Here is a 13491-nt window from a genome sequence, read left to right as displayed (position 1 = left end):
GAAGTTCCATGAGCGCACCGGTCCTGGTGATCAACTCCGGGTCCTCGTCGATCAAGTACCAGCTGGTCGACGGCGACACCATGGAGGCGTCGACCTCGGGCCTGATCGAGCGCATCGGGCAGTCGGCGTCGCTCCTCACCCACCGGCACGCGGGCGAGCGGCACGAGCGCGAAGGGCGCCTCGCCGACCACGCGGCCGGACTCGAGGCGATGGTCGCCGCGTTCGAGGAGCACGGGACGCCGCTGTCGACGACGGGGCTCATCGCCGTCGCCCACCGGGTCGTGCACGGCGGCGAGCGGTTCGTGCAGCCGGTGATCGTGGACGACGAGGTCGAGCAGGCCATCGAGGACCTCTCGGCGCTCGCGCCCCTGCACAACCCGGCGAACCTCGAAGGCATCCGGGTCGCCCGCAAGCTCTTCCCGAAGCTCCCGCAGGTGGCCGTGTTCGACACCGCGTTCCACGCGACGGTGCCCGAGCGGGCGCACCTGTACGCGGTGCCCGCCTCCTGGCGCGAGGACCACGGGGTGCGCCGCTACGGCTTCCACGGGACCTCGCACGCGTACGTCTCCCGCAAGGCCGCCGAGATGCTCGGCAGGAGCCCCAAAGAGGTCAACGTGATCGTCGCGCACCTCGGCAACGGCGCGTCCGTGACCGCCGTCGAGCGCGGCCGCTCGATCGACACCTCGATGGGCCTGACCCCGCTCGAAGGCCTCGTGATGGGGACCCGCTCGGGCGACATCGACCCGGCGATCGTCTTCCACATGCACCGCCGGACCGGCGCCTCCTTCGCCGACCTGGACACGGCGCTGAACAAGGAGTCGGGGATGTACGCCCTGACCGGGCAGATCGACATGCGCGCGATCGAGGCGGCCGCGGCGGCGGGGGACCGGGCGGCGCAGACCGCGCTGGAGATCTACTGCTACCGCATCCGCAAGTACATCGGCTCGTACATCGCCGCGCTCGGCGGGGCGGACGCGATCGCGTTCACCGCCGGCGTGGGGGAGAACAGCGCCGAGGTGCGCGCGGGCGCGCTCGGTTCGCTCGTGGCGCTCGGCGTGCAGCTCGACGAGGCCGCGAACGCGGCGGGCGGCCCCATCATCTCGACGCCGGACTCGCCGATCACGGTGATGGTCGTTCCGACCAATGAAGAGGGCGAGATCGCGGGCCAGACCGCGGCGCTCCTGCGCAGCTGACCCCGGCCGAGGGGCCCGCGCCCCTCGTGTCCGAGTCCGGCCGGCGCCGCTCCGGTCGCGGTCCCCGGACCCGACGGGTCCCGCCGAGCACGCGAAAGGCGGACCGGATCATCCGGTCCGCCCCTTCGTTCGCCTGGGAGGTCGGCGTGTCAGACGCCGCCGGCGAGGAGCTTGGTGAGGGTCGTGTCCATGTCGACGTAGCCCGATTCGCGGCCGCGCGGCACCAGGCTGTAGGCGCGGCGGAGGAACCGCTGCACGACGCCGCGGTTGATCTCGAACAGCGCGTTCCCGTCCGGAGAGGACAGCGCGAGCGCCACCGACTCGCCCCGGGGGGTCGTCCAGGGCCATACGCGCACGTCGCCGATGCCGGTGGGCTCCTCGAGTCCTTTGGCGAGGAGCTCCCGCGAGAAGGACCAGGCCACCTGGTCGGCGTCGGTGCCGTCGGGGTGGAACATGACGCAGACCGCGTACGGGTCGTCCGGGTCGTATCGCAGACTCGCGCGCACACTCACCGTCGCGAAATCGGGCGCGACGAGCCGCATGGTGGTGCCGATGTCGACTGTCGCCGCTCGTGCCATGCTCATAGCGTTACCCCCCAGTCTGCGACCGGCTCCCCCCGAAGTCGGCCGTCGTTCCGGTCCGCCGCCGCACCGGAGGTCCGGCGTCTCGGCGGTGAACAAGTCGTGATTCAGGTCTATCATTCAAGCCCTTGCACCGTACGAAGATCGGCAAGACCGAGCCCGGCGCGTTCAGCTGATTCAGGGGCAAAATCCGACAAAAGGCCATCGGCGATCCTGCGTCCAAGTCGTAATTACAACAACGTTCTTCACTCGTTAGCGGTACCATTCCCCGCCGCTCACTCCGGCAAACCGACAATGCGCACGAGCGCCTCGTCACGAATGCCGGACTTTATCGGAGTGAGCCCCGTGGCACCGCGGTGATAGCGTTTGACCGATGTTCTCCGACTCCTTGGAAGGGGCGAGCAAATGGGCCAGTCGCAGTGGAGCGAAGTCGACGCGTTCCTCGGATCGCTGATCGTCGGCGAGGACGACACCCTCGCCGAGGCGACCGCCGCGGCCCAGCGGGCCGGCCTGCCGCCGATCTCGATCTCCCCTGCGACGGGGAAGTTCCTCCATCTCCTGGCGAAGGTGCTGGGGGCGCGCCGCATCCTGGAGATCGGCACGCTCGGCGGTTACAGCGCGATCTGGATGGCGCGGGCCCTGCCCGCGGACGGGCACCTCGTGAGCCTGGAGTACAGCCCCCGGCACGCCGAGGTCGCCAGCGGCAACATCGCCCGCGCCGGCCTCGTGGGCACCGTGGAGATCCGCGTCGGCGCCGCGGCCGAGAGCCTGCCGGCGCTCGCCGCCGAGGGCGTCGAGCCGTTCGACATGGTCTTCATCGACGCCGACAAGGGCGGCTACCCCGATTACCTGGACTGGGCGCTCAAGCTGACCCGGCCCGGCGGCCTCATCGTCGCCGACAACGTGGTGCGCGGCGGGGCCGTGGCCGACGGGCTCAGCCGGGACCCGAACGTGCAGGGCGTGCGCTCGTATCTGGAGAAGGTCGCGGCCCACCCGCGCCTGGAGGGCACCGTCATGCAGACCGTCGGCGTCAAGGGCTACGACGGCCTCTCGATCGCACGCGTGATCGACTAGGCGCACTGCGTATCGGCCCGTTCTCACCGATTGCGCGGCAGGGCCTCTCGTTCGACGGTGATTGGCGAGAGTCGCTTCGGGGTACCTGCCCGCCATGCTGGAGGAGACGTTTCCGGCCGGGGGACCCCGGCGTCTGCGGGTGCTGTGCTGGCACGTGCACGGCACGTGGCACGACGCGTTCGTGCGCGGCGGGCACGAGTACCTGCTGCCGGTGCTCAACGAGGGCGGGCAATGGGGCCGCGGGCGCGCCGGGCGGGCCTGGCCCGAGAACGTCCGCGACGTCCCGGTCGACGAACTTCCCGGGACCGCCGTGGACGTCGTGGTCCTGCAGCGGGTCGAGGAGATCCGGCTGACCGAGCGCTGGCTCGGCCGCCGTCCCGGCATCGACCTCCCGGCCGTCTACGTCGAGCACAACACCCCGCCCGGCGGGGCTTCGGTCAGCCGCCACCCGCTCGCCGACCGCCGCGACATCCCGATCGTCCACGTCACCGACTTCAACCGGCTCATGTGGGACTGCGGCACCGCGCCCACCACCGTCATCGGTCACGGCATCCCCGACCCGGGGCAGCGCTACCTCGGCGACCTGCCGCGCGCGGTCGCCGTCGTCAACGAACCCGTGCGCCGCGGCCGGGCCGCCGGGGCGGACCTGCTCCCTGCGTTCTGCGCCGCCGCGCCCGTGGACGTCTTCGGCATCAAGGCCGCGGAGCTGCGGCTGGAGACCGGCCCGTCGCGGCACGAGCTGCTCGGCGGACCCGACCTGCCGATGGGCGAGCTGCACCGGGCGATGGCCCGCCGCCGCGTCTACATCCACCCGGCCCGCTGGACCTCCCTGGGGCTCTCCCTCGTGGAGGCCATGCACCTGGGCATGCCCGTCGCCGTCGTCGCGAGCACCGCCGCCGCGACCCTGCCTCCGGAGGTCGGCGCGGTCTCGGCGGACGTCGACGAGCTCGTCGACCGGGTCGCCAAGCTCGTCGCCGACCCCGGCGAGGCGCGCGAGGCGGGCGCGGCGGCCCGCGAGTACGCAAGCATCCATTTCGGACTCGAGGATTTCCTGCGGCGGTGGGACGCGCTCCTGGCGCGTGCCACGTCCTGAACGCGAACGGAGGCGACATGAGGATCGCGATGGTGTCCGAGCACGCCAGCCCGCTGGCCGAGATGGGGGGCGAGGACGCCGGGGGGCAGAACGTCCACGTCGCCCAGCTCGCCGCGGCATTGGTCCGGCAGGGCCACGAGGTCACGGTCTACACGCGGCGGGACCGCCCCGACATCGAGGCGGTCGTGCTCGCCGCGGACGGCTACGCCGTCGTCCACGTCGACGCCGGGCCGGCCGAGCCGGTCCCGAAGGACCAGCTGCCGCCGTACATGAAGCGGTTCGCCAAGCGCCTGGGGGAGACCTGGGGGCTCGAGCGGCCCGACGTCGTGCACGCGCACTTCTGGATGTCGGGCCTGGCGTCGCTGCGCGCCGCCCAGCCGCTGGACGTGCCGGTGGTGCAGACGTACCACGCGCTCGGCACGGTGAAGCGGCGCTACCAGGGCGCGGCCGACACGAGCCCGCCCGAGCGGATCGCCGTCGAGCGCGAGATCGGGGCGGCCTGCGCGGGGATCGTGGCGACCTGCGAGGACGAGGTGGCCGAGCTGGCCGCCATGGGCGTCCCCGAGGACAAGTGCGCGGTGATCCCCTGCGGGGTGGACCTGGACTACTTCAACCCGTTCGGTCCCGCGGCGGGCCGGGACGGGTTGCCGCGGCTGCTCGTGGCCGGCAGGCTCGTGCGGCGCAAGGGCGTCGACACCGTGATCGCCGCCTTGCGACACCTGCGCGACACCGAGCTGGTGATCGCCGGGGGACCGGCCGAGGGCCCGGTGGAGGCGGACCCCGAGGCGGCGCGGCTGCGCTGGGTCGCCGAGGAGTGCGGCGTGGCCGACCGGGTGCTCATGCCCGGGAAGGTGCTCCACGACGCGATGCCCGCGCTGTACCGCGCGAGCGACGTCGTGGTGTGCACCCCGTGGTACGAGCCGTTCGGGATCGTCCCGCTGGAGGCGATGGCCTGCGGCGTGCCGGTGGTCGCGTCGGCGGTCGGCGGCATGAAGGACACCGTGGAGGACGGCGTGACCGGGACGCTGGTCCACGAGAACGACCCGGTGGCGGTGGCGGACGCGATCCGGCCGTACCTGCACGACGAGGAGCTGCGGAAGCGCCGCGGCCTCGCGGGCCGGGAGCGGGCCTGCGCCCGGTACTCGTGGGACGCGATCGGGGCCGAGACCCTGAAGGCCTACGAGAAGGTGATCGCGGACCGCGAGGTGCCCGCGAGCTGAGCGGCGTCGGCGCGAGCGGCCCGCGCGACGCGCCGAGGACGAACGCTGAGCAGGGTCGGGGCTTCACCGCACGGCGGCGCCCCGATCACTGCCGGTATGCGGGCGGTTCGGCCCCGCCCGCCACCGCGTCTTCCCCGGGCCGCTTCCAGGGCGGTGTCAGGCCCTTCCCCGGGCCGCTTCCAGCGCCGCCGCCTGGGCTTCGATCGCTTCGGGGAGCCGGCGGCGCTGCGCCAGCGCGACCGGGAACCGCGCCGCGAGTTCGGCCATCGCCTTGGCCGCTTGGCGGTCCCGCACCGCCCGCTTCGCCAGCGCCCGCGTCTCGCGGGCCGCGACGCCCACCGGGCGGCGCATCCACGCCGTCAGCGCGTCGTTGCGCAGCTCCCGGGCCCGCCGCCACGGCGACGGCGGCCGGTGCTCCGAGGGCCGGTGCCGCGCGGTCACCGTCTCGGCGTAGCACGCGGCCCACCCGCTCGCGGCCAGGTCCATCGCCAGCAGCCGCTCCTCGCCGATGAACCGCAGCACCTCGCTGAACCCGCCGACCTCCAGGAACGCCTTGCGCCGTACCACGGCCGCGCAGGCCAGGAAGCCCAGCACGGCCGGCCCCGGCAGGTCCGGCGGCGTCCCCAGGGCGCTGTCGGCGAGCGCCGCGTTCATCGGGTCCTCCGCGCCCTCCTCGCCGACGAGCGTCCGCGCCGCCACCAGACCCAGGCGCGGATGGTCGTCCAGCAGGTCCGCGGCGCGCTGGAGGGCGCCGGGCTCCCAGGTCGAATCGTCGTCGCAGAACGCGGCATACGGCGTCCGCGCGGCCACCACCCCGAGGTTCCGCACCGCCGTGCCCCGGTTGACCGGCAGCCGGAAGCCGCTCACCTGGCGATGGCGTTCCGCCAGGGCCAGGAGCCGGGGGGCCGTGTCGTCCTCCGAGGCGTTGTCGAGGACGATCACCGGCGGCGCCGGGTCCAGCCCGCAAATCTCCTCAATGGTCTTCTCCAGTTCAGGTCCGCGGTTTCGCGTCGCGATCACCACGGTGGTCCGCGCATCGAGCATCGGGCGGGGGTACCCCCACTTCCAAGCCCCACACCTGCGGGAACACTATACCGCTTCACCTGCGAAGCGTTTATCGGAGAAGCCTGCGGGTAGTTGACCACGACCGGTAATCACGCCATCGGCACGGGAGGCCCACGGTGAAAGTACTCGGCGTCAACGCCATCTTCCACGATCCAGCAGCGGCCCTCGTCGTCGACGGCCGCATCGTCGCCGCCGCGGAGGAAGAGCGCTTCAGCCGCCGCAAGCACGGCAAGCGCCCGGTGCCGTTCTCGGCATGGGAGCTTCCCGAGCAGGCCATGGCCTGGTGCCTCGCCCAAGCCGGGATCGAGGCCGCCGACCTCGACGCCGTCGCCTATTCCTACGACCCCGACGCGGTCATCCCCGACGGCCCGGGCCAGGACCCCCAGTGGGAGTCGCTGCGCACCTCCTACGCCCGCCGGACGCCGTGGTTCATGCAGACCGCCCTGCCGGGCCTCGATCCGTCCAAAGTAGTCTTCGTGCGCCACCACGTCGCGCACGCCGCCTCCGCCGCGCTGGCGGGCCCGCACGGCGACACCGCCGTCATCGTGGCCGACGGCCGCGGCGAGTGCGCCTCGCACCTCGCGGGCCGCTACAGCGGCGGCAAGCTCGTCGAGTTCGCGTCCCAGGCCCTCCCGCACTCCCTCGGTCTGCTCTACGAGGACGTCACCGTGCACCTGGGCTTCCAGCGCTCCAGTGACGAGTACAAGGTCATGGCCCTCGCCTCCTACGGCAGTCCCCAGTTCCTGCCCGAGCTCACCCAGGCCGTGCGCACCACCGGCGACGGCGGCTTCGTCACCGAGCCGATCGACTGGAGCCGTCTCGTCCCGCCGAGGCAGCCGGGGCAGGAGCCGACCGCGGCGCACGCCGACCTGGCCGCCAGCGTGCAGCGGCGCGTCGAAGACGTCCTGCTCGAACTCGCGCACTGGACCCACGCCGAGACCGGCGCCACGAACCTCGCGCTCGCCGGCGGCGTGGCGCTCAACTGCGTCGCCAACACCCGCCTCCACGCCGAAGGCCCCTTCGCGAACGTGTGGGTCCAGCCCGCCGCCGGCGACGCCGGGACCGCGCTGGGCGCGGCCCTCCACGTCGCGGTCGAACTCGGCGACACGCCCGAGCCCATGCGCGACGCCGCGCTCGGGCGCGGCTGGAGCGAGGACGCGATCGAGGCCGAGCTCAAGCGCGCCGACCTCCCGTACGAGCGCCCCGACAACCTCGCGACCCGCGTCGCCGCGGCCCTCGCCGACGACGGCATCGTCGGATGGTTCCAAGGCCGCAGCGAGTTCGGGCCCCGCGCCCTCGGGCAGCGCTCGCTGATGGCGCACCCGGGCCGGGCCGCGAACCTCGACCGGCTCAACGCCGTCAAAGGCCGCGAACGCTTCCGGCCCATCGCGCCCATGGTGCTCCTCGACCGCGCCCCCGAGGTCTTCTCGCGCGGTCCGATCCCCTCGCCGTACATGCTCTTCGTCCACGACGTCCATCCCGACTGGCAGGGCCGCCTGCCCGCGGTGACGCACGTGGACGACACCGCGCGCGTCCAGACCGTCGACCCGGCCGAGCAGCCCCTCCTGGGGGCGATGCTCACCGAGTTCGAGCGGCTCACCCAGCTGCCCGCCGTGGTCAACACCAGCTTCAACACCGCCGGACGGCCCATGGTCGACTCGCCCCAGGACGCCATGGAGTGCTTCGGGTCCTCCCCGATCGACCTGCTCGCCATCGGACCGTTCACGGTGAGGCGGCGATGAACGAGGCACCGCACCCGCAGCGCCGCCAGGCCGCAGCGCCCGGCGAGCCCACGCTCGACCACGTCACCGTCGTCGTCCCGACCGTCGGCCGCGAGAGCCTGCACACGCTCCTGCTCGCGCTGGCCGCCGCCGAGGGGCCGCGCCCGGCGAAGCTCATCCTCGTCGACGACCGCCCCCGGCCCGACCACCTCGACCTGCCGCCGATGCCGTTCCGCACCGGGACGCTCCGCTCCTACGGGCACGGCCCCGCCGCCGCCCGCAACCTCGGCTGGCGCGCAGCCGACACCGAGTGGATCGCGTTCCTCGACGACGACGTCATCCCCGGCACCGGCTGGTTCGCCGACCTCGCCCGCGACCTCGATCTCGTCGGCGGCGAGGACGGCGGCTCCCAGGGCCGCATCGAAGTGCCCCCGCCCGAGGACCACGCGCCCACCGACGCCGAGCGCCGTACCGCGGCGCTGGCCGACGCCCGCTGGATCACCGCGGACATGGCCTACCGCCGGGACGTGCTCCAGGCCGTGGGCGGCTTCGACGACCGCTTCACCCGCGCCTTCCGGGAGGACAGCGACCTGGCGCTGCGGGTGGTCGACGCCGGTTGGCGCATCGCCGAAGGCACGCGCCGCACCCAGCACCCGGCCCGGCCGAAGGGCTTCCTCTCCAGCGTCCGCGAGCAGGTCGGCAACGCCGACAACGCGCTCATGCGCGCCAAGCACGGCCTCACCTGGCGCGAACGCTGCGGCGAGCGGCGCTCCCGCTTCGCCTTCCACCTGACCACGAGCGTCCTCGGAGCCGCGGCCCTGTACGGGACGGCGCGCCGCCGCCGCTTCGCCGCGCCGGCCGCCGCGGCCTGGGCCGCCATGACCGGGCGGTTCGCCGCCTCCCGCATCGCGCACGGCCCGCTGCGGGCCACCGAGATCGCGGACATGGCGCTCTCCAGCGTCCTCATCCCGCCCGCCGCGGTCTACTGGAACGTCGTCGGCACCCTCCGCCACCGCGTGCCGCCGAGGCCCGACGCGATCCTGTTCGACCGCGACGACACGCTCATCGAGGACGGCCCCTACCTGAACGACCCCGCCAAGGTCACGCCGCTGCCCGAGGCCGCGCTCGCGATGAGCCGCGTCCGGGCCGCCGCGATCCCGACCGGGGTCGTGTCGAACCAGTCCGGCGTCGCCCGCGGCCTCATCACCGAGGCCGAACTGGAGGCCGTGAACCGCCGCGTCGACGAGCTGCTCGGCCCGTTCGAGACCTGGAAGGTCTGCCCGCACCTGGACGGCTGCGACTGCCGCAAGCCCTCGCCGCGGCTCATCCTCGAAGCCGCCGAGGAGCTCGGGGCCCGGCCCGAACGGTGCGTCATGATCGGCGACATCGGGGCCGACATGGAAGCGGCGTGGGCGGCCGGCGCCCGCGCGATCCTGGTCCCCACCAAGCGCACCCGGCCCGAGGAGGTCGCCCTGGCCCGCGAGCGGGGCGCGGTCGCACGGGACCTGTGCGAGGCGGTCAACATCGCGTTGGGAGACGTCGCATGAGCGCCAAGACCCTCATCGTGCGCCAGGACAACCTCGGGGACGTCCTGCTCGCCGGGCCGTGCATCCGCGCCGCGGCCGCCGGATCCGACTCGGTCACCGTCCTCGCCGGGCCGCGCGGCGCGGCCGCCGCCGCGCTCCTGCCCGGCGTCGACGAGGTGATCTCCTGGCGCGCGCCCTGGATCGACCCCGAGCCGCAGCCGCTCGACCCGAACGACTTCGAGGCGATCCGGGCCCGGATCGCCGAGGGGGGCTTCGACACCGCGCTCATCCTCACCTCCTTCCACCAGTCGCCGCTGCCGACCGCGCTCATGCTGCGCCTCGCGCACGTCCCGTGGGTCGGCGCGATCAGCACCGACTACCCGGGGTCGCTGCTCGACCTGCGCCTGCACGTCCCCGAAGCGCTCCCCGAACCCGAACGGGCGCTGCACCTGGCCGAGGCGGCCGGGTTCGCGCTCCCCGAAGGCGACGACGGACGCCTCGCGCTGGCCCGGCCCCTCCCCGACATCGGCCACCTCGGTCTTCCCGCCTCGTACGTCGTCGTCCACCCCGGGGCCTCGGCCCCGGCCCGGCGCATGTCGCCGCCGCGCCTCGCGGCGATCGTCGACACCCTCGCGGCCGCCGGCCGCGACGTCGTCGTCACCGGCTCGCCCGACGAACGGCCGCTCACCGTCCGCGTCGCCCACGGTCGCGCGATCGACCTCGGCGGCCGGACCGACCTGCCCGAACTCGCCGCCGTCATCGACCGGGCCGACGCCCTGGTCGCGCCGAACACGGCCGCCGCCCACGTGGCCGCGGCCGTCGGCACGCCCGTGGTGAGCCTCTTCGCGCCCGTCGTCCCCGCCGTCAAATGGGGGCCCTACCGGGTCCCGCACGTGCTCCTCGGGGACCAGCACGCCGCCTGCCGCGACACCCGCGCCCGGCACTGCCCCGTCCCCCGCCACCCGTGCCTCGAAACGGTGTCCCCCATGGACGTGGCCGAGGCCGTCGACTCGCTCGCGGCCGCGACCGCGGGGATATGAACTGACGCTGAGGAAAGGAAGGCACCCGCTATGACCGACGAATCCACGGTGCAGACGCCGGACGCCGCGAGCCATTGGCGGCGGCTCGGCACGGCCATGGAGCGCCTGGAGGACCAGGCGCCGCGCGTGGCCCGCTGGGCCGCGCACCTCGCCGAGGTCCTCAGCGGCGGAGGCCGCCTGCTCACCTGCGGCAACGGCGGTTCGGCGGCCGAGGCGCAGCACCTGAGCGGGGAACTGGTGGGGCGCTTCCGCCTCGACCGGCCGCCGTTCTCGGCGATCGCCCTGCACGCCGACACCTCCGCGGCCACCGCCATCCTCAACGACTACGGCGAGCACGAGTACTTCGCCCGCCAGGTCCGCGCCCACGGCCGCCCCGGGGACGTCCTCATAGCGCTGTCCACGAGCGGCACGAGCCAGAACGTCATCCAGGCCGCCAAGGCCGGACTCCAGGAGGGACTGACCGTGTGGGGCCTGACCGGTCCCGCGCCGAACCCGCTCGCGACCCTCGCCGACGACGCGATCAGCGTCGACGCCGACACCACCGCCACCGTGCAGGAGGCGCACCTGGCGATCGTCCACGCCCTCTGCGAGGCCTTCGACGCGGCGATCGGAGCCCGGCCATGACGCACCGCAGCCCGAACGGCCGCAAACGGCTGGTGGTCGTCGGCGACGCGTTCCTCGACGTCGACCTGGACGGCCGCTCCGAGCGGCTGTGCCCCGAAGCGCCCGTGCCGGTCGTGGACGCCCAGAGCGAGGTCCGCCGCCCCGGCGGGGCCGGGCTCGCCGCCGTCCTCGCCGCCGCCGACTGCCAGGGGCTGACCGCGCCGGCCGTCGGCCTCGTGACCGCGATCGGCGACGACCCGGCCGGGCGGCAGCTCCGCGAGCTGCTCGCCCCGCAGGTCGACCTCGCCGCGGTGCCGCTGTGCGGCACCACCGTGCGCAAGATCCGCATCCGCGCCTCCGGGCAGCTCGTCACCCGCGTCGACGACGGCGACGGGCGCGCCCCCGACGGCGGTCTCGTCCCCGAGGCGTTCACCGCCCTGCAGTGCGCCGACGCGGTGCTCGTGGCCGACTACGGCCGCGGGCTCGCCGCCCACCCGGGGCTGCGCCGGCTGCTCGCGCAACGCGCCCTCGACATCCCGATCGTGTGGGACCCGCATCCGAAGGGGCCGCCGCCGGTGCGCGGCACGGCCCTGGTGACCCCGAACCTCGCCGAGGCCCGCCGCCTCGCGCCCGGCGACCACGACGTCGCCGAGCTCGCCGCGGCCCTGCGCGCCGCCTTCGCGTGCGAAGCGGTCGCCGTCACCGAAGGCGAACGCGGCGCCACCATCGCCACCGCCCACCGGGTCGAACGCATCAGCCCGCCCGCAGCGGCGTCCTCGGCGCACTGGACGGACACGTGCGGCGCGGGCGACCGCTTCAGCGCGGCCGCGGCCACCGCGCTCCTGCGCGGCCTCGACCTCACGCACGCCGTCGCGTCCGCCGTGGCCGCCGCCTCCGAGTTCGTCGCCGCCGGCGGCGCGGGAGCCGTCGGCGAACGGTCCCACGACGACGCCGCCTCGCAGGTGAACGTCGGGTCCGCCGCCTCGCGCGGCGACGCCGACACGGTGCGGACCGGCGAGGCCGCCGCGCCCCCAGCGACCTCCGAACCGGCCGACGCCTTCGCGCTGGCCGAGCGGATCCGCGGCGGCGGCGGCACGCTCGTCGCCACCGGGGGGTGCTTCGACCTGCTCCACCCCGGGCACGTGAGCCTCCTGCGCCGCGCCCGCGCCATGGGCGACGCCCTCGTCGTCTGCCTCAACTCGGACCGGTCGATCCAGGAGCTCAAGGGCCCCGGCCGACCGATCCTGCCCGCCGCCGCACGCGCCGAAATGCTCATGGCGCTCACCGCGGTCGACGCCGTCGCGGTCTTCGACGAGCCGACCCCCGACCGCGTGCTCGACCGGCTCCGGCCCGACGTGTGGGTCAAGGGCGGCGACTACGACGGGCTCCCGCTCCCCGAGGCGCACACGGTCCGCCGCCACGGCGGCGAGATCGTCACAGTGCCCACAGTAGACGGATACTCGACGACCGGGCTCGTCAACGCCCTCAACATCAACGCGGCGGGCGCCGACGGGAACGGCGGCGCCCTGAACGGCCGTGCGCTGAACGGCCGACCCATGGCCACGGGCGACCTGAACACCAACGACCTCGACACCAGCGACATGAACGACGACCCGGCCGTGCACGGCGACACCGTGAACAGCCGCATCTGACGAAGGGACCACCATGCAGCCAGGAAACGTCCTCATCACCGGCGGCGCCTCCGGACTCGGCGCCGCGACCGCCGAAGCCGTCGCCAAGGCCGGCGGCGTCCCGCTCGTCATCGACCGCGACGTACCCGACGCCGACTGGCCCTTCCGCCGCGCCGACCTCGCCGACTCCAAGGCCGCCGCGCAGGCCGTCGAGGAACTCGCCGTCCAGGCCGGCGGCCTCGACGCGGTCTTCTGCGCCGCCGGGACGGACGCCTGCGGCAAGCTCGCGGACATCGAGGCCGACGCCTGGGAGCAGGTCGTCAAGGTCAACCTCATCGGCACCGCCGCCGTCGTCCGCGCCGCGCTCCCGCACCTCACCGAGACCCAAGGGGCCGTGATCACCTGCGCGTCCACGCTCGGCTTCAACGCCGTCGCCGACGCGACCGCCTACTGCGCCTCCAAGTTCGGCGTCGTCGGGTTCACGCGCGCGCTCGCCGCCGAGACCGCCGGGCGCGTCCGCGTCACGCTCCTCGTCCCCGGCGGCATGCGCACGGCCTTCTTCGACGGCCGCCCGGAGCAGTACAAGCCCGGTCCCACCGCCAAGCTCAACGACCCGCGGGACGTCGCCAACGCCGTCCTCTTCGCGCTCGCCCAGCCCCCCGGCTGCGAGGTGCGCGAACTGGTCATCTGCTCGTCGGAGGAGACCTCGTGGCCGTAACCCTCCACCCCGACCCCGCCGGCGCC

Annotated in this window: 12 protein-coding genes; 10 read left to right on the top strand and 2 right to left on the bottom strand. The window is 74.1% G+C overall.

What is annotated here, in order from left to right; all coding sequences use genetic code 11:
- Window positions 1–8 precede the first annotated feature (8 nt).
- Window positions 9–1193, top strand: coding sequence for an acetate/propionate family kinase (locus K3N28_RS02105; protein WP_228090822.1), 1185 nt, complete (start codon window positions 9–11; stop codon window positions 1191–1193).
- Between the two features lie 149 nt (window positions 1194–1342).
- On the opposite strand, the gene K3N28_RS02100 is transcribed toward K3N28_RS02105, so the two are convergent.
- Complete coding sequence (locus K3N28_RS02100) at window positions 1343–1777, bottom strand: SsgA family sporulation/cell division regulator (protein ID WP_374209643.1); 435 nt, start codon at window positions 1775–1777, stop codon at window positions 1343–1345.
- 402 nt (window positions 1778–2179) lie between these two features.
- On the opposite strand from K3N28_RS02100, the gene K3N28_RS02095 reads away from it, so the two are divergent.
- The 3 genes from K3N28_RS02095 to K3N28_RS02085 all read left to right on the top strand — a co-directional run bounded on the left by K3N28_RS02095 (window position 2180) and on the right by K3N28_RS02085 (window position 5161).
- A complete protein-coding gene (locus tag K3N28_RS02095; RefSeq protein WP_228090820.1) occupies window positions 2180–2848 on the top strand; it encodes an O-methyltransferase in 669 nt (222 codons plus the stop codon).
- A 133-nt stretch (window positions 2849–2981) separates the two neighbouring features.
- On the top strand, window positions 2982–3941 hold the full coding sequence (locus tag K3N28_RS02090) for a glycosyltransferase (RefSeq protein ID WP_374209670.1): 960 nt from the start codon (window positions 2982–2984) through the stop codon (window positions 3939–3941).
- A 17-nt stretch (window positions 3942–3958) separates the two neighbouring features.
- Entirely contained in the window at window positions 3959–5161 is a 1203-nt protein-coding gene (locus K3N28_RS02085) for a glycosyltransferase (RefSeq protein WP_228090818.1), read from the top strand.
- Window positions 5162–5317: 156 nt separating this feature from the next.
- Here K3N28_RS02085 and K3N28_RS02080 read toward each other — a convergent pair whose 3' ends face one another.
- Window positions 5318–6205 carry a glycosyltransferase family 2 protein gene (locus tag K3N28_RS02080; RefSeq protein WP_228090817.1) on the bottom strand — a complete coding sequence of 296 codons (888 nt, stop codon included), beginning with the start codon at window positions 6203–6205 and terminating at the stop codon, window positions 5318–5320.
- A gap of 137 nt (window positions 6206–6342) precedes the next feature.
- Here K3N28_RS02080 and K3N28_RS02075 point away from each other — a divergent pair, with 137 nt between their 5' ends.
- The 6 genes from K3N28_RS02075 (at window position 6343) to K3N28_RS02050 (ending at window position 13465) form a co-directional block, all read left to right on the top strand.
- Window positions 6343–7968 carry a carbamoyltransferase C-terminal domain-containing protein gene (locus tag K3N28_RS02075; RefSeq protein ID WP_228090816.1) on the top strand — a complete coding sequence of 542 codons (1626 nt, stop codon included), beginning with the start codon at window positions 6343–6345 and terminating at the stop codon, window positions 7966–7968.
- A complete protein-coding gene (locus K3N28_RS02070) occupies window positions 7965–9494 on the top strand; it encodes an HAD-IIIA family hydrolase (protein WP_228090815.1) in 1530 nt (509 codons plus the stop codon). Before K3N28_RS02075 ends, K3N28_RS02070 begins: the two co-directional genes overlap by 4 nt.
- Window positions 9491–10513 (top strand): glycosyltransferase family 9 protein, encoded by a 1023-nt coding sequence (locus tag K3N28_RS02065; protein ID WP_228090814.1) that lies wholly within the window; start codon window positions 9491–9493, stop codon window positions 10511–10513. Before K3N28_RS02070 ends, K3N28_RS02065 begins: the two co-directional genes overlap by 4 nt.
- Window positions 10514–10609: 96 nt before the next feature.
- Entirely contained in the window at window positions 10610–11137 is a 528-nt protein-coding gene (locus K3N28_RS02060; RefSeq protein ID WP_374209669.1) for an SIS domain-containing protein, read from the top strand.
- A complete protein-coding gene (locus tag K3N28_RS02055; protein ID WP_228090812.1) occupies window positions 11134–12768 on the top strand; it encodes a PfkB family carbohydrate kinase in 1635 nt (544 codons plus the stop codon). The genes K3N28_RS02060 and K3N28_RS02055 overlap by 4 nt, the downstream gene beginning before the upstream one ends.
- A 13-nt stretch (window positions 12769–12781) precedes the next feature.
- Window positions 12782–13465: an SDR family oxidoreductase gene (locus K3N28_RS02050; RefSeq protein ID WP_228090811.1), complete on the top strand. Its 684-nt coding sequence runs from the start codon at window positions 12782–12784 to the stop codon at window positions 13463–13465.
- Window positions 13466–13491 lie beyond the last annotated feature (26 nt).

It is taken from the genome of Glycomyces sp. TRM65418, from assembly GCF_019710475.1.
In the GTDB taxonomy this organism is placed as follows: Bacteria; Actinomycetota; Actinomycetes; order Mycobacteriales; family Micromonosporaceae; genus Glycomyces.
The sequence above is the reverse complement of the archived record's forward strand: the minus strand, read 5'-3'. Positions and strand labels throughout refer to the sequence as shown.